Source organism: Nocardia sp. NPDC003726, assembly GCF_053586955.1.
This window is the reverse complement of the sequence record NZ_JBSFNF010000004.1, coordinates 80,858-96,792: the sequence shown is the minus strand read 5'-3', so window position 1 is coordinate 96,792 and position 15,935 is coordinate 80,858. Positions and strand designations below refer to the sequence as shown.

At 69.2% G+C, this 15,935-nt stretch carries 18 protein-coding genes and 1 pseudogene; 9 read left to right on the top strand and 10 right to left on the bottom strand.

Features of this window, described 5'->3' with window-relative positions; genetic code table 11:
- Positions 1 to 87 precede the first annotated feature (87 nt).
- From rpsR to rpmB, 4 genes are read right to left on the bottom strand one after another with little or no spacing between them, the layout of a single operon-like run.
- Positions 88 to 342, bottom strand: coding sequence for a 30S ribosomal protein S18 (gene rpsR, locus ACWDMM_RS07140; protein ID WP_011211513.1), 255 nt, complete (start codon positions 340 to 342; stop codon positions 88 to 90).
- A gap of 34 nt (positions 343 to 376) precedes the next feature.
- On the bottom strand, positions 377 to 682 hold the full coding sequence (rpsN, locus tag ACWDMM_RS07135; protein ID WP_195078376.1) for a 30S ribosomal protein S14: 306 nt from the start codon (positions 680 to 682) through the stop codon (positions 377 to 379).
- 1 nt (position 683) lies between these two features.
- A complete protein-coding gene (gene rpmG / locus ACWDMM_RS07130) occupies positions 684 to 854 on the bottom strand; it encodes a 50S ribosomal protein L33 (RefSeq protein ID WP_019049259.1) in 171 nt (56 codons plus the stop codon).
- A 10-nt stretch (positions 855 to 864) separates the two neighbouring features.
- Complete coding sequence (rpmB, locus tag ACWDMM_RS07125) at positions 865 to 1,101, bottom strand: 50S ribosomal protein L28 (protein WP_063052922.1); 237 nt, start codon at positions 1,099 to 1,101, stop codon at positions 865 to 867.
- A 102-nt stretch (positions 1,102 to 1,203) separates the two neighbouring features.
- On the opposite strand from rpmB, the gene mrf reads away from it, so the two are divergent.
- Genes mrf through rpmF form a run of 3 tightly spaced genes read left to right on the top strand, consistent with a single transcriptional unit; the run spans position 1,204 to position 2,982 of the window.
- A complete protein-coding gene (mrf, locus tag ACWDMM_RS07120; protein ID WP_449936427.1) occupies positions 1,204 to 2,550 on the top strand; it encodes a ribosome hibernation factor-recruiting GTPase MRF in 1,347 nt (448 codons plus the stop codon).
- Positions 2,547 to 2,807 carry a type B 50S ribosomal protein L31 gene (locus tag ACWDMM_RS07115; RefSeq protein WP_195078377.1) on the top strand — a complete coding sequence of 87 codons (261 nt, stop codon included), beginning with the start codon at positions 2,547 to 2,549 and terminating at the stop codon, positions 2,805 to 2,807. The genes mrf and ACWDMM_RS07115 overlap by 4 nt, the downstream gene beginning before the upstream one ends.
- Position 2,808: 1 nt before the next feature.
- A complete protein-coding gene (gene rpmF, locus ACWDMM_RS07110; RefSeq protein WP_067795428.1) occupies positions 2,809 to 2,982 on the top strand; it encodes a 50S ribosomal protein L32 in 174 nt (57 codons plus the stop codon).
- 416 nt (positions 2,983 to 3,398) lie between these two features.
- On the opposite strand, the gene ACWDMM_RS07105 is transcribed toward rpmF, so the two are convergent.
- From ACWDMM_RS07105 to ACWDMM_RS07080, 6 genes are all read right to left on the bottom strand, one after another.
- Complete coding sequence (locus ACWDMM_RS07105; protein WP_449936424.1) at positions 3,399 to 4,496, bottom strand: glycoside hydrolase domain-containing protein; 1,098 nt, start codon at positions 4,494 to 4,496, stop codon at positions 3,399 to 3,401.
- Positions 4,497 to 4,597: 101 nt separating this feature from the next.
- Positions 4,598 to 5,407 carry an MHYT domain-containing protein gene (locus ACWDMM_RS07100; RefSeq protein ID WP_195078379.1) on the bottom strand — a complete coding sequence of 270 codons (810 nt, stop codon included), beginning with the start codon at positions 5,405 to 5,407 and terminating at the stop codon, positions 4,598 to 4,600.
- Entirely contained in the window at positions 5,400 to 5,957 is a 558-nt protein-coding gene (locus tag ACWDMM_RS07095; RefSeq protein WP_039801302.1) for a GTP-binding protein, read from the bottom strand. Before ACWDMM_RS07095 ends, ACWDMM_RS07100 begins: the two co-directional genes overlap by 8 nt.
- A gap of 100 nt (positions 5,958 to 6,057) precedes the next feature.
- Complete coding sequence (locus tag ACWDMM_RS07090; RefSeq protein ID WP_040782732.1) at positions 6,058 to 6,429, bottom strand: DUF742 domain-containing protein; 372 nt, start codon at positions 6,427 to 6,429, stop codon at positions 6,058 to 6,060.
- 7 nt (positions 6,430 to 6,436) lie between these two features.
- Positions 6,437 to 6,847 carry a roadblock/LC7 domain-containing protein gene (locus ACWDMM_RS07085; RefSeq protein WP_039801134.1) on the bottom strand — a complete coding sequence of 137 codons (411 nt, stop codon included), beginning with the start codon at positions 6,845 to 6,847 and terminating at the stop codon, positions 6,437 to 6,439.
- Entirely contained in the window at positions 6,844 to 9,609 is a 2,766-nt protein-coding gene (locus ACWDMM_RS07080) for an ATP-binding protein (RefSeq protein ID WP_195078380.1), read from the bottom strand. Before ACWDMM_RS07080 ends, ACWDMM_RS07085 begins: the two co-directional genes overlap by 4 nt.
- A 356-nt stretch (positions 9,610 to 9,965) precedes the next feature.
- Here ACWDMM_RS07080 and ACWDMM_RS07075 point away from each other — a divergent pair, with 356 nt between their 5' ends.
- The 6 genes and pseudogenes from ACWDMM_RS07075 to ACWDMM_RS07050 form a co-directional block, all read left to right on the top strand.
- On the top strand, positions 9,966 to 10,652 hold the full coding sequence (locus ACWDMM_RS07075; protein ID WP_067795419.1) for a response regulator transcription factor: 687 nt from the start codon (positions 9,966 to 9,968) through the stop codon (positions 10,650 to 10,652).
- A gap of 10 nt (positions 10,653 to 10,662) precedes the next feature.
- Positions 10,663 to 12,117, top strand: coding sequence for an ATP-binding protein (locus ACWDMM_RS07070; protein WP_195078381.1), 1,455 nt, complete (start codon positions 10,663 to 10,665; stop codon positions 12,115 to 12,117).
- Positions 12,118 to 12,365: 248 nt separating this feature from the next.
- Positions 12,366 to 13,733, top strand: a complete 1,368-nt coding sequence (locus ACWDMM_RS07065) for a S1C family serine protease (RefSeq protein ID WP_195078382.1) — start codon at positions 12,366 to 12,368, stop codon at positions 13,731 to 13,733.
- A gap of 101 nt (positions 13,734 to 13,834) precedes the next feature.
- Entirely contained in the window at positions 13,835 to 14,329 is a 495-nt protein-coding gene (locus tag ACWDMM_RS07060) for a MogA/MoaB family molybdenum cofactor biosynthesis protein (RefSeq protein WP_195044576.1), read from the top strand.
- Positions 14,330 to 15,020: 691 nt separating this feature from the next.
- On the top strand, positions 15,021 to 15,695 hold the full coding sequence (locus tag ACWDMM_RS07055; RefSeq protein ID WP_195078383.1) for an MspA family porin: 675 nt from the start codon (positions 15,021 to 15,023) through the stop codon (positions 15,693 to 15,695).
- Between the two features lie 66 nt (positions 15,696 to 15,761).
- Positions 15,762 to 15,935 (top strand): annotated as a pseudogene (locus ACWDMM_RS07050) (MspA family porin); the annotation flags it as partial.

Below are 15,935 nucleotides of genomic sequence, written 5' to 3'. Positions count from 1 at the left end.
CCCGGCCGGTTCGGTAGCGACGACGACAAAGACCCCCGGTGCTCGCGCATCGGGGGTCTTTCCGGTTCGCTCGTGCGCGGGGCGCGCCTAGCGGCTGGTGAACGGCAGCAGCGCCATCTCACGGGCGTTCTTCACCGCGACGGCGACCTGACGCTGCTGCTGCGGGGTGAGCCCGGTGACCCGACGGCTGCGGATCTTGCCGCGATCGGAGATGAACGTACGCAGCAGGTTCACGTCTTTGTAGTCGACCGTCTCGATGCCGGCCGCGATGAGCGGGTTCTTCTTCGGACGGCGGGCCTGCTCTGCGCGAACCTTCTTCGACGGTGCTCGCTTGACTGCCATATGACGAGTTCCTTCTCACGAGATCAGTGGTTGTCTACCAGCTCGATTTGTGCACACCGGGCAACTCGCCCCGGTGGGCCATCTCGCGCACACGCACACGGGAAAGTCCGAACTTCCGGAGATGACCGCGCGGTCGTCCGTCGGCGGCGTCCCGATTGCGCAATCGTACCGGACTGGCGTCGCGGGGCTGCCGCCGCAGTTCGGCCTGGGCGGCCGCCCGCTCGTCCTCCGGCGTGCCCGGCTTGCGGATGATCTCCTTCAGTTCGGCGCGGCGCGCCGCGTAGCGCGCCACGATCGCCCTGCGCTGCTGATCGCGCTCGATCTTCGACTTCTTGGCCATCTCAGCGCTCCTCGCGGAAGTCGACGTGCTTGCGGACCACCGGGTCGTACTTGCGCAGCACGAGGCGGTCGGGGTCGTTGCGGCGGTTCTTGCGGGTCACGTAGGTGTACCCGGTACCGGCTGTGGACTTCAGCTTGACGATCGGGCGGATGTCGGTCGATTTCGACGCCATGGGTCGCTCCTCAGATCTTGTCGCCGCGGGCGCGCAGGCGCGCCACCACGGCCTCGATGCCGTCCCGGTCGATGGTCTTGATGCCTTTGGCGGAGACGGTCAGCGTGATGCGCCGGCCTTCGCTGGGCAGGTAGTAGGTCTTGCGCTGGACGTTCGGGTTCCAGCGGCGGCTGGTCCGCTTGTGCGAGTGCGACACGGACTTGCCGAATCCGGGCTTGCGCCCGGTGACCTGGCAGTGGGCCGACATCCGGACTCCCTCCAGTAGATGACAATCATTTTCGACAACAACTGCTCGACAATGTACCGTTGCCGTACAGCAAATGAAAATCGTTACTGAAAGGGGTTTCCGGTGGCGGCGGCAGATTCCACCCTGGTCCCACCCGGCTCCGACCGCAGAACGCCCGTGGTGGTGCTCGCCGGTTTCGCCGGACTCGCCGCGGCGGGCGTGGATCGCGCGGCCGCGATGCTGGGCATGGCCGCGGGCACCGTCGTGGTCCGCCATGATCTGACCCAGCTGCGGGAGGGCATCGTGCATCGCACGGTGCGCACCGCGACGCGCGAGACTTCGGCCGTGCTCGAACTCGCGCACGGCTGTGTCTCCTGCACCTTGCGCATGGATCTGCTGCCGCTGCTGTGCACCCTGGCCCGGCGCGAATCCGTGGATCGCATCGTGCTCGCGCTGGACCCGGCCTTCGAGGCCGAAGCGGTGTGCCAAGCCATCGAGCACGTAGTGGTCACCGGGGTGCACGGTCGCGTCGACGGCCCCGCCGGGCGCGACGTGCGCGTGGATGCCGTGCTGACCTGTCTGGACGCGGCGGTCTGGCTCGCCGACGCGACCGGGGACGAGACGCTCGCCGAACGCGGCCTCGCCGCCGCGGAGGACGACCGCACGGTGGCTCAGGTCGCCGTCGGGCAGGTCGATTTCGCCGATGCCGTCATCGTCCTCGGTGCCGCGGCCGCGGCCCCGTTCGCCGACGCCGCGGTCGAGCGGGGCAAGCTCGCCGCGATCCTGGCCAGGCTGGTTCCCGGCGCGCCGGTCGCCTGGGTGGACGAGCCGAACTCCGTCACACCAGCCCTGGTCGAGTCCCTGCTCGCGCGCGTGCCCGCCGATTCGCGCCGCGGCCGGGTCTTCGACGCGCACGCACCGCTTCTACGCGGCCGACCGCCGCTGACCAGTGACTATGGCGTGGAACTCGTGGAATTCGCGGCGGCCCGGCCGTTTCACCCCGCCCGGCTGCACGAGGCGCTCGACGTGTTGTTCGACGGCGTGGTGACCGCCCGCGGACGGTTGTGGCTGGCCACCCAGCCCGACGAGGTGGTGTGGCTGGAATCCGCCGGCGGTGGCCTGCGCGTAGGCGGTGCCGGGCGCTGGCTGGCCGCGATGCCGGAAGCGGAACTGGCCGAGGCGGACCCGGAGCGCCGGGCGATGGCCGCGCTGCGCTGGGACGAGCGCTTCGGCGACCGCGACGTCTCGCTGTCGATCCTGGTGCACGACGCCGATCCGGCGCAGATCCGCGAAGCGCTGCACTGGGCGCTGGTGGAGGACGACGAACTGCGCCTGGTCGAGCGCGCACCCGAGCGCGTCGCCCGATGGGAGGACCCGTTCGGCGAGTGGCACGCCGACCCGTGCGCGAGCGACGAGGAGTCCGGGCAGCCCGCGCAGGACCTGAAAACCCCGAAAGGAGAGGCGAAATGAAGAAAGGTATCCATCCGGACTACCACCCGGTGGTCTTCGAGGACGCGGGCACCGGCAAGCGGTTTCTCACCCGGTCCACGGCGACCAGCGCGCGCACCGTGGAGTGGACCGACGGCAACACCTACCCGCTGCTGACGGTGGACGTCACCGCCGACTCGCACCCGTTCTGGACCGGCGCGCACCGCGTGCTGGATGCTCAGGGACGGGTGGAGAAGTTCGAACGCAAGTACGGCAAGCGCGTGCGGAAGGAGGCCTGAGATGGCGGTGCCGAAGCGGAAGATGTCGCGGTCGAACACGCGCAGCCGCCGGTCGAATTGGAAGGCCGCGCCGGTGGATCTGGTGCCGGTCACCATCGGCGGCGTTGTGCACCGGGTGCCGCGCAGGTTGGTCGCTGCCGTGCGGCGCGGCTTGATCGACGTCGAGAAACTCTGAGCGGTACGCCCGCGAGCCGGCCTCCCGGCCCGGCGCCGACGCCGCGACCGGTGATTGCTCGACCGATGCCACTGACGCCCGGAACCCGTGAGGTGCTGGTCGACCGTCCGGAAACGGCCACTTCGGCGCCTTCTGGAAAAAAATTTCCGGGCCATCAGGAAGTGTGTAGCTAATCCATAGCTATCAATGTGTCCGGCATCACGTCGCACTATTGCGCCAGGGGCGATTGCGACCGAATAGCCACCGGCGGGATCCCGGACCGTCGGTTGGTTTTCGGTCACAGAAAAGTTCGCCGAAAATGGTGCGCTCGCAGCCCGATACCGGTACCCTCGTCGTCGAGGGCGGGTTCTCTTGGTTCCCAAGAGAACCCGCTCATCGCCAATTTTGGGGGCAGTCAGCCGGTTTCACTCTCCCGGTCACTCGCGTTCACCGAACGGCGCGCGTTCGTCGATCGCGCCGGCGTGGGCTCGGTTTTTCGAGGTCAACGCCGCCGGTCCGGCGTCGTCGTCCGCCGCGCGCCGGGTGCCGTCGTGGCCGGGCAGGCCGGGGAAGTCCGGCAGCAACGCCTCCAGGCGAGCCAGCTGTTCACCGACCAGCGCCGCCGGGCCCTCGATCAGCGACAGCGGCCACGGCCAGTGGCGTCCGTTCCAGCGCTCCACCTGCTCGGTCAGCTCGGCCGTCGTCGCTTCCAGTTCGCTGATCTCGGTACGCAATTCGCCTACTTGCGTTCGCAATTCAGCGGCTTCGTGCTCCAATGTCGCGATGCGCGCCAGCGCCGCGGCCAATCCGTCCACCAGCGTACGATTCCGGCCGTCCGCGTCCGCGCCCAGTTGCGGCCAGCCGGACAAGTCGGGTCCGCGCAGCTGGATCTGGATGTCGCGCAGCACTGCCTCTTGTTCCGGCGTCACGTCCGGCTCCTCCTGTTCCACGAAATCCCACTGGCCGAAATCGATCGTCTCGGCCTCGTTCACGTCACAGCGCACGCCGCCGACCGTCACTTGGCGCCGCGTCTGATGAATGGCACGCCTGGTCTCCACGTTCGTGCCGGACCATGCGTCGGTCTGCCAGGCCCAGGTCGCGTACCCGGCGTCCAGCGCGCGGCTGACCGCCCAGTACCCGCCGTAGATGCCGACGTTCGCGCGGCCGAGCACGGTCGCCGCGCCGTCCAGATAAGCGTTGATGCGCAACTGGTCCTGTTGCGTCGCGTCGAAATCCGCGGAGAAATAGATCGGACGGTCCACCCGGCCGCCGCAGCGCAGCACTTGCGCGAGAGCCGCACGCGCGTCGACGATGCCGGCGCCGTAACCGTCCAGCATTCGCGCGGCCGTGGTCTCCCAGTTCGAGACGATCGAGATTCCGTGCGCACGCAGATCGTTCGCCTCGGCCGGGGTGAGCAGCTTGCCGGGCAGACTCGGGCCGCCGTCGGACAGATACCGTACAACGAAGTCGTACCCCGCCGCCCGAATCGCCGCGCCCCCCGGGCGTCCCGCGGCGTAATCGATACCGAAACGCATGGCCTCCACTGTAAGTGGGCCGGGCGGGTGCGACCGTGGCATCGCCGAATCCCGCTCGCCCACGGGGATCGGCCAGCGGGAAACCGTCGATCAGTCGCGGGTCAGCGGGCTGGCTCCAGCTTCGGCCTGCGCGGCTTCGGCGGCGCGGCCAGTTCGCGGCGATCCGGGGCGATCAGCACCGCGGAGATCGGCACGGTCAGCGCGAGCAAGCCGATGACGAACATCGGGAACACGAAGTCGAACAGCTCCACGCCGCCGGGCACCTTCGCCGACCGGTTGACGTCGAAATGCAGGGCGGCCACCGCCGTGTAGTACGTGGCGGCCACGCCGACACCGAACAGCAGCACCGTCGCGGCGCGAGCCAGCGGGAAGCGCATGGTCTGGAACAGCCACAGCACCGCCGTCGCGGTGATCACGCCGATCACGGCGGAGACGGAGGCCAGCCAGGCCGTCACGCCGACCGAGCCCTGGATCTCCAGCGAGCCGATGCCGAGGTAGTGCGTGAGTCCGATGCCGAGGCCGAGCACCAGTCCGCCGGGCAGCAGCAGTGCGAGCCGGGGCGTGCGTCCGACGATCAGCAGCGCCGCGAAGACCGCCACGATGGCGACCACCAGGGCGGCGACCAGCCTGCCCGGGTCGTAACGCATCGCGCTGCCGGGAACTTTCAGGCCGAGCATGGCTACCGAGGTGGCCAGCCACACACCGACGCCGCCCAGCGATATCGCCGCCGAGACCAGCCACACCAGCCGGAACTGAACCGAGCGCGCGCCGTGCACGATGCACGCGAGGCCGACCACCGCGCCGAGGACCGAGATGCCCAGCGACAGCGCGATCAGCCAATAGCCGAGCGCGAACTGGTCGACGGACGTCGCGGCGGCACTCTCCGCGGCCAGCACCGCGACCTCACGCATGGCGGGCGGTTCCTTCCAGTTCGCTGGCCTTCAGCTGAGCGATCGCGTACTCGGTCACCGCGGCGAGCGCCTGGCGCACCTCGATCGCGTTGCGCGCGTCGATGTCGACGATCGGCACGCCCTCGCGCACCGACAGCGCCTCGCGCAGTTCCGCGATCGGGAAGCGCGGCGCGTCCGGGAACCGGTTGACCGCGATCAGGAACGGCAGCTTGCGCGCCTCGAAGAAGTCGACCGCGGCGAAGCTGTCTTCCAGCCGCCGGGTGTCGATCAGCACCACGGCGCCGATCGCGCCACGGATCAGGTCGTCCCACATGAACCAGAACCGCCGCTGGCCCGGTGTGCCGAACAGATAGAGCACCAGGTTGCCGGGCAGGATGATCCGGCCGAAATCCATGGCGACCGTGGTGGTCTCCTTCTCCGGCGTCTCGGCGAGATCGTCGATGCCGTCGGAGTAGCGGGTCACCATCGCCTCGGTGCGCAGCGGAACGATCTCCGAGACCGCGCCGACGAACGTGGTCTTGCCCGCGCCGAAGCCACCGGCGACGACGATCTTCGTCGAGGCGACCCGATTCTCGAAGCCGTCCTGGCCGGGGGCGTTGCCCGGTGCGAGATTTCCACTTGGCCCGGGATGTCCACTGGGCCCCGAATTCCTATAGGGCGCGGAGTCCACGCAATGTCCTCTCCATCAGGGAACGGCGCTCGTCATAGCTCGCCTCTTCGGTCAGGGTCGAATGCACGCGCATGGTGCCGTCGACGACCAGGTCGCCGATCACCACGCGGACCATGCCCAGCGGCCGGTCCAGATGCGCCGCGATCTCCGCGACCGACAGCCGATGCGTGCCGAGTCGCAGTATCTCGGTGCGGATGTCGCCGGTCGGCCAGTCGAGATGTGCAGTGTACGACAACGTTTCGATGACCGCCTCCAACGGCAGGTCGATCGCGGGTTCGGTGCGCCCCGAGGTCAGGGCGTAAGGCCGGACGCGCGTGGTCGGGCGTGGTCCGGGGCCGTATGGGTTGGACATCTCACGCTCAGACAGCGGTACGCGCGGTCGCGGTGACCACCGAGCCCACCCGATCGACCAGCAGGGCCATCTCGTATCCGATACGGCCGATGTCGTGGGACTTGTTCGCCAGCACGGCCAGATGCGAGCCGTTGCCGACGCTCATCACCAGCAGGTAGCCGCGCTGCATCTCCACGATCGACTGCATCACCTTGCCGCCGTCGAACAGCGACGCCGCGCCCATGGACAGACTCGCGAGTCCGGCCGTGACGGCGGAGAGCTGCTCGGCGCGATCGCTGGGCAGGTGCGGACTGGTGGCCTGCAACAGGCCGTCCGCGGAGACCAGCACCGCATGGGACACGCCGGGTACATCTCGGGTGAAGCGGGCGACCAGCCAGTTCAGATTCTCGTCCGTGGTGCTGTTGTTCGCGTTGGTCATGCAAGCCCTCCGTCGTTGTACTGCGCATTGGCCCGCCCGCTGCGGACCCCACTGAGATGCCTGGTCAGATTGTTGCGGATTTCTTCCGGATCGCGCGTGCCCGCGTCCTCCGCGGGAGCCAGGCCGCCGGGCACCAGCTGGGCGCCCGGCCTGCGGATCGGCAGCCCGCCGACGGTGCGCGCGGTGGTGGTCGGATGGCTGGCGTCCTCGGCGGCCAGCCATCCCGCGTCACCAGGCGAGGACCACGAGCTGTCCGGCGATGGCGAGGTCGAGGGCTCGACCAGCCATTCCGAGACCATGCGTTGGTAGATGGGGGTCGGGGACGCGCCCGCGACCGGCTGCAGCCGGGACGAGGTCACCGTCGCGGGTTCCGGTGCCGGCTGCTGCGGTGGCTCGGCGGGTGCGGCCGGCTTCCGGATCGGAAGGCCGGATCGAGCGGTGGTCTGCGGCGCGGGCGGCTGGGCCGGCACGGCGGGCGTCGGCCCGGTGGTCGGCTCGTCGTCCTTGACCTCGGTCCACAGATCGGTGCGCGCGGGCTGCTGCTCCCGCTCGACGGGCTGCTCGCCCGCGCCGGGCGGCACCGCGGCGAACGGCCCGGAGGGAGTGCGCTCGTCGGCGCGCGGAGCCAGCACCGGCCATGGCTGGGTGGCCGGCTGGTCCGCCGGGCTGACCGCGCGGCCGACCGGTGTGGAGACCGTGGGCTGGTCGGGGGTGTCGGCGACCCGGATGGCCGGACGGCGCTGCGGCAGGCCCGAACTGGTCACGCCGAAGCGCGCGGTGTCGCGCTGCGGCAGGCTCGGCACCGGAACCAGGTTGCGCGGCTGCCCACCGGTGGGCGGGGTGGCGAGCGAGGGCAGCGGATGCTCGGCGGTGATGTCCAGCGGCTTGCCCGCCGGGTCGGTGGCGTCCATCGGCGGCGCCACCAGCGCGCCGGGCAGGTGGACGCTGGCGGTGATGCCGGGCTGCTGCGCCATCGTGGACGTGCGGCGCAGGCTGACCGTGATGGTGTGGCGCTTGGCCAGGCGGCCGACGACGAACAGGCCCATGCGGCGCGCGGTCTCGACCGTGACCTCACCACCGGAGGCGAGCCGGTCGTTGGTGGTCTGGAGGTCTTCCAGGGACATGCCGAGGCCGCGATCGGTGATCTCGATCAGGTAGCCGCCGTCCACCGCGCGCGACACCATCACGGTGACCGGCGTGGTCGGCGGGGAGTAACGCAGCGCGTTGTCGATCAACTCGGCGAGCAGGTGCTCGATGTCGACGGCGGGCTCGCCCGCGACGATGCCGTCGGGCACCGCGCCGATCTCGACGCGCTGGTAGTCCTCCACCTGGGAGACCGCGCTCCAGAGCATGTCCGACAGCGGCACCGGGTGCAGCTGGCCGCGGCGCAGCGCGGTGCCGGCCAGCACCAGCAGGTTGTCGCCGTTGCGGCGCATGCGGGTGGCCAGGTGGTCGAGACGGAACAGGCTCTGCAACCGGTCGGTGTCGTCCTCGTCGTGCTCGAGGTCCTCGATCAGCGCCAACTGCTGCTCGACCAGCGATTGGCTGCGCCGCGACAGGGTCTCGAACATGTTGCCGATCTGCAGGCGCAGACGGGCCTGGTCGGCGGCGAGGTTGAGCGCCTGCTCGTGGATCTCGTCCACGGCGCGGGCCAGCTGGCCGATCTCGTCGGTGGTGTGCACCGCGACCGGGGTGATCTCGGGGGTGGTGCCGCCCGCACGCACCACGGCGAGTTCGTCGGGCAGTTTGATGTGCGCCACTTCCAGCGCGTCGCGCCGCAGGCGGCGGACCGGGACGACCAGGGTGCGCGCGACCGAGAGCGCCAGCGCCAGGCCCGCGAGCAGCATGCCGATGACGATCGTCGTCTCGCGCAGCGCACCGGCCTGCGCTTCGGTGGTGCGGTCGGCCAGCGCGCCGTCGATGGTGTCGATCAACTGCGCGGTGGTCTTCTCGTAGGTGTCCGAGCTGATCAGCAGCGAGTCGATGACGGCGGGATTGGTCGCCGGGTCGGCGGCGTTCTGGCTGAAGGTGCCCAGGCGGGTCTGCACCGCGTCCAGCAGCGGACGCATATTGCCCGCGTAGTCCGGCAGGATCTGCGCGTACTGGTAGATCATGGTGATCTCGGCGCCCGCGGCGACCAGCACGCGGGGCCGCACGCTCGGGTTGCGGCCCGCGTCCGGCGAGCCGATCAGCATGCGCTGCTGGGTGAGCACCCGCCGCGCGGTCTGCACCGACGCCAGCTGCAGGAAGTACCGCTGGATGACCAGGTCGTCCACCGAGGGCGACAGCGCGAGCGCGTTGCCGATGCGGACCATGATCTCGTCGGACTGCTCGCCGACCATGGCGGGCGAGCCGTTGCGCAGGCTGTTGCGCATCGTGGTGCCGGTGGCGATGGCCGAGGCGAGCTCGGAGGTGACCCGGCCGCTGACCTTGGTGGTCTGCAGCGCCGCTTCCAGTTCGGCCAGGGCCTGGTCGAACTTCGTCAGCGCCGCGTCGGTCTGCGGGTCCGCGGTGTTGCCCCAGGTGGCGGTCGCGGTGACGCCCAGTTGCTCGGTGGCCGTGCCGAACTTGACGATCGGGCGGATGATGATGGCTTGTTCGGTCGCCGCGTCCAACTGCGCCATGGTGCGCAGTTCGTTGTTGATTCGGAGCACGGCGAAGACGGTCGCCAACAGCACCGGAAGCACCAGCACGACGCCAACCTTGCGGGTGACCGACCAGTTCGACAGGCTGAATTGCCAGGACCGCGGTGCAGCTTCCATCCGCTTCCGTCGCCTCCGCTTCACCAGTGACCTCGGGCGCGCGTGGCTGTTCGGTATTGATTCAACCCGCAAAGAACCAACTAGAGGTCTTCTTTTTACCGCACGGAACATACCGTGCAGAGTGGTCATCGGCAATCCGGGGGAGTCGGCGCGCAAATTACCGAATATGGCTATAGAGAACATGATTCGCGGTGGAATGCGTAAGGGACGCGTCAACTTCCCGTCGGCGCCATGGAAGGCCCTGGTCATGCCCCGTTGACAGGGACGACGCGCCGGGGAGTGTCGCCGCTGCTCACCACGGCGTGTCGGGAGCGCCCTCTCAGTTACCTCTCAGTCGCTGCGGTCAAACTGGTGGCATGCGCATTCTGGTGGTCGATGACGATCGGGCGGTCCGGGAATCGCTGCGCCGGTCGCTCACCTTCAACGGCTACTCCGTCGATCTCGCGGTGGACGGCGTGGACGCGCTGGAGAAGGCAACCGTCCAGCGACCCGACGCCCTCGTCCTGGACGTGATGATGCCCCGGCTCGACGGGCTCGAGGTCTGCCGCCGTCTCCGGAGCACGGGCGACGATTTGCCGATTCTCGTTCTCACCGCGCGGGATTCGGTATCGGAGCGGGTCGCCGGGCTCGACGCCGGGGCGGACGACTATTTGCCGAAGCCATTCGCGCTGGAGGAACTGCTGGCAAGGCTGCGCGCGCTGCTGCGGCGCACGGCCGCGGGGCCGGGGGACGCCTCGGAGGCGATGAAGTTCGCCGACCTGTCGCTGGATCCGGTGACCCGCGAGGTATCCCGGGGCGCCAGGCCGATCAGTCTCACCCGCACCGAGTTCTCACTGCTGGAAATGCTGATGGCGAACCCGCGCCGCGTGCTCACCCGCAGCCGCATTCTCGAGGAGGTCTGGGGCTACGATTTCCCGACCTCGGGAAACGCGCTCGAGGTCTACATCGGTTATCTGCGCCGCAAAACCGAGGCCGAGGGCGAGCCGCGGCTGATCCACACGGTGCGCGGCGTCGGCTATGTGCTGCGTGAAACGCCGCCGTAGGTCCGCGGTCATGGCACGAACACCCCCCAAACGCCCCGCCGTCGCCGCGCTCGGCCAGCGCCCGCCCGAGCCCGTGGACATGCGGCCGCCGATGCCGCTGACCCGCTCGGTCTCGCTGCGGTGGCGGGTGACGCTGCTGGCCGCCTCCGTGGTGGCCATCGCGGTCGCGGTCACATCGATCGCGGCCTACGCGCTGGTGGCGCGCGCGTTGTACGCCGACGTGGACGCCCAGTTGCGCAGCCGGTCCACGGCCGTGATCGCCAGCAATCCCTACGGGTTCAACAACCTCAACCTGATGGTCGCCGCGGCCTTCTACGACGACACCGGCATCGCGCTGATCTACCCCGATCTGCGGCGCTGGCTGCCGCCGCAGTCCACCGATCCGCCGGTGGGTCCGCAGGAGCTGTCCGTGGCGCGCGGGGAGCGCAGTTCGTCGCTGCGCACCGACGGCGATCAGCGCGTGCTGGCCGTGTACACCAATTCCGGTGCCACACTGGTCATCTCGCAGCGGCTGGATCGCACCAGGGAGGTGCTCGACCGGCTGGCCTGGCTGTTGTTCGTCGTCGGCGGCTGCGGGGTCGTGCTGGCCGCAGCGGCGGGCACGGCGGTCGGGCGCACCGGTCTGCGGCCCATCGCGCGGCTGACGGCGGCCACCGAGCGGATCGCCCGCACCGACGACCTGACCCCGATCCCGGTCACCGGAGACGACGAACTGGCAAGGCTCACAGAGAGTTTCAACACCATGCTGCGCGCGCTCGCGGAGTCGCGCGACCGGCAGCGCAGGCTCGTCGCCGATGCCGGGCACGAGCTGCGCACACCGCTGACGTCGTTGCGGACCAACATGGAGCTGCTCATCGCGTCGAGCCGTCCCGGCGCTCCGCGCATCCCGGACGAGGACATGGCCGGACTGCGCGCCGACGTGATGGCGCAGATCGAGGAGTTGTCCACGCTGGTGGGCGACCTGGTCGACCTCGCGCGGGAGGACGCGCCGGAGACGGTCTACGAACGCGTGGACCTGGGCGAGGTCGTCGAACGCGCGCTGGAGCGGGCCCGCCGCCGTCGCACCGGCATCGAGTTCGTCGCCGACCTGCGCCCGTGGTTCGTCTACGGGCACGAGGCGGGTTTGGAGCGCGCGGTGCTGAACGTGCTGGACAACGCGGCCAAGTGGAGTCCGGCGGGCGCGCAGGTGCGCATCCTGATGCGCGAGAGCGGCCCCGGGTTGCTGGAGCTGTCCATCGACGACGCCGGCCCAGGAATTCCGGCGGCGGAGCGGGAGCTGGTGTTCGAACGTTTCTATCGGGTCATGTCGTCGCGGTCGATGCCGGGCTCCGGTCTCGGCCTGGCGATCGTCAAACAGGTGGTGACGAAACACGGCGGCACCATCGCCATCGATACCTCGCCGCGCGGGGGCGCCGTCGTTCGCATCGTGTTGCCCGGCGAGCCGGGCGCGCCCGTGCCGGATTGACGCAATAGCGGGCGGCGGAACTCCATTTCCGGCACAATCTCGAGTTTCGTGCGGAATATTCGCCGTCGGTGGGGTATTTCGGACAATGCTCCGATTGGTTTGCGGCAGGATTTGAGACATCAAGTTGCCGGTGGTTCTTTTCGTGCCCCGGTTCCTTGGCAGCTCTCGGAAAACTGAAAGCACGGTCTCAGTCCGCTCTCAGTCCCCGCGGCCAACCTGGACGAGACGTGAGCAGAAACGAGGAGTCCATGACCGAGGATTCGAAGGATCGCCGGGAGCCGGACGCGCCGGGCACGGGCGCGTTCGGGCCGGGGCAGGCGCATGCCCCCGGTTACGGTCCGCAGGAAGCGCAGCACCACACCGCGCAGTTCCCGCCGCAGCACCATCCGGCCGCGCCGTTCCCCGGGTATCCCGCGTCCTTCGGTCCGCCGAACGACGCCACGCAGGCGCACGGCCCCGGCTACGGCGCGCCCGCACCGGCCCGGCGTCCGTTCCGCGCGGGCCTCGCCGTCGGCGCGGTCGCGCTCGCGCTGGTCAGCGGCGGCGTCGGCGGTGCGGTCGGTGCGCTGGTCACGCACGGCGACGACGGCCGCACCCCGGTGACCAACGCGCTGGACGCTCCGAAGCCGAACGTGAGCAACGCGGTGAACGCTCCGGCCGGTTCCACCCAGGCGGTCGCGCAGAAGGTGCTGCCCAGCGTCGTGATGATCAAGGTGGCCAGCAGCAAGGCCGAGGGCGAGGGCTCCGGGGTGGTCCTGTCCTCCGACGGCCTGATCCTGACCAACAACCACGTGGCCGCGGGCGGCGGGCCGAGCGCCAGGATGGAGGTCGTGTTCTCCGACGGCAGCAGCGCGCCCGCCACGCTGGTCGGCGCCGATCCGGTCTCCGACCTGGCCGTCATCAAGGTTTCCGGCAAGTCCGGCCTCACTCCCATCGAGCTGGGCAGCTCGGGCGATCTGCAGGTCGGGCAGCCGGTCGTCGCGATCGGCTCGCCACTGGGCCTGGCGGGCACGGTCACCACGGGCATCGTTTCGGCGCTGAACCGGCCCGTCGTCACCACCGGCGACGGGAGCGAGGCCGCCGCGGTCAGCCCGGTGATCGACGCGATCCAGACCGATGCCGCGATCAACCCGGGCAACTCCGGTGGGGCGCTGGTGGACGGCAGCGGCAAGCTGATCGGCATCAACACCGCCATCGCCACGCTCGGCCCCACCGAGATGGCGGGCGGACAGACCGGATCGATCGGACTCGGCTTCGCGATCCCCGTCGATCAGGCGCGCCGGGTGGCCGACGAGCTGATCAAGACCGGTAAGGCCACCTACGCGCAGGTCGGGATCACGGTGTCGCGGCAGCAGGACCCGGCACAGCAGGTCTCGGGCGCCAAGGTCCGCGACGTCACGCCGGACGGCCCCGCCGCGCGCGCGGGCATCCCGCCGGGGGCGGTGGTGACGAAGCTCGACGACCGCCCGATCGATTCCGGGAACGCGCTCGTCGCCGCGGTCCGCTCGCACCAGCCGGGAGACAAGGTGAAAGTCACCTACACCGATGATCAGGGCAACAATGCCAAGACCGTCGAGGTGACCCTCTCCGGCGCGCCCGCGGACGGCGGCCGGTGATGCGCGCGGCGCCCGGCGGACGTGGTCCGATGATCGATGTCGACGCCGACGTTCTCGGCGCGGCTGCCGAGCTGCTGGACGTAGGCGCTACGGTGAGCACCATGGAAATCGATGCTCCTGTGGCGGGGCGTGCCCTGGTGGTGGTCGTGGACGATCGGACTGCGCATGGAGGTGTTGACTCGCTCGGCCCGCTGGTCACCGAGCTGCTCACCGAAGCGGGTTTCCTGGTGGACGCGTCGGTGTCCGTGCAGGCCGACGAGGTGGAGATCCGCAACGCGCTCAATACGGCGGTGATCGGCGGCGTCGATCTGGTGATCTCCGTCGGCGGCACGGGCATGTCCCCGCGCGACGTGACGCCGGAGGCCACCTCGCAGGTGCTCGACCGCGAGCTGCCCGGGATCAGCGAGGCCCTTCGTTCCTCCGGCCGGGTGGCGGGCTCGCTGGACGCCGGGCTCTCCCGCGGTGTGGCCGGCGTGTCCGGCAGCACGTTGGTGGTCAACCTGCCCGGCACCCGTTCCGCCATTCGCGACGGCATGGCGACGCTCGGCCCGCTCGCCAGCCGAGTGATCGGCGAACTCTCCGGATTGGTCGAGTAATCATCGCGACGCCCGCTGAAGACCCTCGCCCGGCCGCTCGCCGGGCGAGGGATGCCGCGCGCTTGGCGAAGGTTTTCGGCGACGCGCTGCCCGACACCACCGCCGACGAGCGCGACGACCGTGACGACGCCGGGTCCGCTGACGACTGGCTGCGCGCTCAGGTTCCCCCGCATCACGGCTGAGTCCGTTATCTACGTAGTAGCTACGTAATCATTACTCCTGGCTTCGTAACCCGCCAGTGATCACTTTCCGCCGGAAGTAATCCGAACTGGATCAGTACGGGCACGGCCCGTATCCGTCCCTGGCCCTGTTGTGCCGTCATCCCGCCGCCCCGGCTCGGCGCGGCTGTAGCGATCCAGTATTTATGCACGTCAAGCCATATTCGGATGTGCGCAACTGTGACGGGGCTCACCTTGAACTTTACGAAACTTTTCGTTGCGGGCGTCGTTATAGAACGTTTAATCTCCCATCGAGCCACCCACCATGGGACCCGCAGCTCGTGGGTACCGGCACGCACGAAGCCCGCTCGGCGGAACCCGGCTCGGTTCCGTTGCCAGCTATGTCCGTTGCGCCGAAATAACAACCGGTTACACATCGGCAACAAAGGGGCGACACACTGAGCTGGGCCTGAGAGGACCACTGTCCAGCCTCGATGGTCGAGGTTGACTGTTTGAACCTGATGAGGGGAAGTATGAGCGAGAACCGCACCAAAGGTCTGCGCCGCGGTGCCCGCGTCGCGGGCGTCGGCGCTGCCGCGGCTGTTGCCATGGGCCTGCTTTCGACCGGTGCCGCCAATGCCGATACCTTCGTGCCGTTGCCGGACGGCCAGAAGGTAGGGCCCGGCGTGACGATCACCCGGAACGGAGAGCGGGCCTTGATTTCGCCGTCGCTGGCCGCCAACGGCGCAGGTCGTGTGGTCTGGGTGTCGGGCAACGCGGTTGCCGATGTCACCGAGACGCCCGAAGGCACTGTCGGCCCCAACAACGGCCCCTCCGGGAACCCCGGAACCAACAACTCCTCGACGCACGGCGCGTCGCAGTTGAGCACCGGTTACATCGTCGGTTGCCAGGTGAGCATCGCCGATGACGCGATTTCCGCGGGTGTGTCGGGCAGTGTCAATCTCAGCGGCGCGAGCGCCGGTGGTTCGATCGGTATCAACCTGGGCCCCGGTGAGGTCAAGTTCGTTCAGATCGATTACAAGGACATTCTGAAGCCGGGTGTGTACGCGGTGGAGTATCAGGATGCCGAGATTCAGATCCAGGGTTGCGCGGGTTACGCGCAGGCGCGTTCGTACACGGTCGTCGAGATCATCGGTGATCACTACTCGAAGACCAGCCTCTACGGGATGCCGTTCAGCATCGGCTGACGTCCGTCGAAACCAAACGAACCATCCTCCCGCTGAAGCGGACTCAATCCTCGAGGGATATCAACCATGATCAACCGTAAGAACCTGGCGCGGATGGCCGGTGTCGGCGCCGCTGCCACCATTGCCATGGGCCTGTTCTCCACCGGTGCGGCGAACGCCGACACCTTCGTCCCGCTGCCGGGCGGGGAGTTGACCAAGACGCTGTCCGACGGCACCGTCGTCACCATTCGCTTGGTCGGT

What these genes read in the sequence shown, in the direction of transcription:
- rpsR (WP_011211513.1), bottom strand. Translation starts at nt 342, where the DNA reads ATGGCAGTCAAGCGAGCACCGTCGAAGAAGGTTCGCGCAGAGCAGGCC.
- rpsN (WP_195078376.1), bottom strand. Translation starts at nt 682, where the DNA reads ATGGCCAAGAAGTCGAAGATCGAGCGCGATCAGCAGCGCAGGGCGATC.
- rpmG (WP_019049259.1), bottom strand. Translation starts at nt 854, where the DNA reads ATGGCGTCGAAATCGACCGACATCCGCCCGATCGTCAAGCTGAAGTCC.
- rpmB (WP_063052922.1), bottom strand. Translation starts at nt 1,101, where the DNA reads ATGTCGGCCCACTGCCAGGTCACCGGGCGCAAGCCCGGATTCGGCAAG.
- ACWDMM_RS07115 (WP_195078377.1), top strand. Translation starts at nt 2,547, where the DNA reads ATGAAGAAAGGTATCCATCCGGACTACCACCCGGTGGTCTTCGAGGAC.
- rpmF (WP_067795428.1), top strand. Translation starts at nt 2,809, where the DNA reads ATGGCGGTGCCGAAGCGGAAGATGTCGCGGTCGAACACGCGCAGCCGC.
- ACWDMM_RS07105 (WP_449936424.1), bottom strand. Translation starts at nt 4,496, where the DNA reads ATGCGTTTCGGTATCGATTACGCCGCGGGACGCCCGGGGGGCGCGGCG.
- ACWDMM_RS07100 (WP_195078379.1), bottom strand. Translation starts at nt 5,407, where the DNA reads ATGCGTGAGGTCGCGGTGCTGGCCGCGGAGAGTGCCGCCGCGACGTCC.
- ACWDMM_RS07090 (WP_040782732.1), bottom strand. Translation starts at nt 6,429, where the DNA reads ATGTCCAACCCATACGGCCCCGGACCACGCCCGACCACGCGCGTCCGG.
- ACWDMM_RS07085 (WP_039801134.1), bottom strand. Translation starts at nt 6,847, where the DNA reads ATGACCAACGCGAACAACAGCACCACGGACGAGAATCTGAACTGGCTG.
- ACWDMM_RS07080 (WP_195078380.1), bottom strand. Translation starts at nt 9,609, where the DNA reads ATGGAAGCTGCACCGCGGTCCTGGCAATTCAGCCTGTCGAACTGGTCG.
- ACWDMM_RS07075 (WP_067795419.1), top strand. Translation starts at nt 9,966, where the DNA reads ATGCGCATTCTGGTGGTCGATGACGATCGGGCGGTCCGGGAATCGCTG.
- ACWDMM_RS07070 (WP_195078381.1), top strand. Translation starts at nt 10,663, where the DNA reads ATGGCACGAACACCCCCCAAACGCCCCGCCGTCGCCGCGCTCGGCCAG.
- ACWDMM_RS07065 (WP_195078382.1), top strand. Translation starts at nt 12,366, where the DNA reads ATGACCGAGGATTCGAAGGATCGCCGGGAGCCGGACGCGCCGGGCACG.
- ACWDMM_RS07060 (WP_195044576.1), top strand. Translation starts at nt 13,835, where the DNA reads ATGGAAATCGATGCTCCTGTGGCGGGGCGTGCCCTGGTGGTGGTCGTG.
- ACWDMM_RS07055 (WP_195078383.1), top strand. Translation starts at nt 15,021, where the DNA reads ATGAGCGAGAACCGCACCAAAGGTCTGCGCCGCGGTGCCCGCGTCGCG.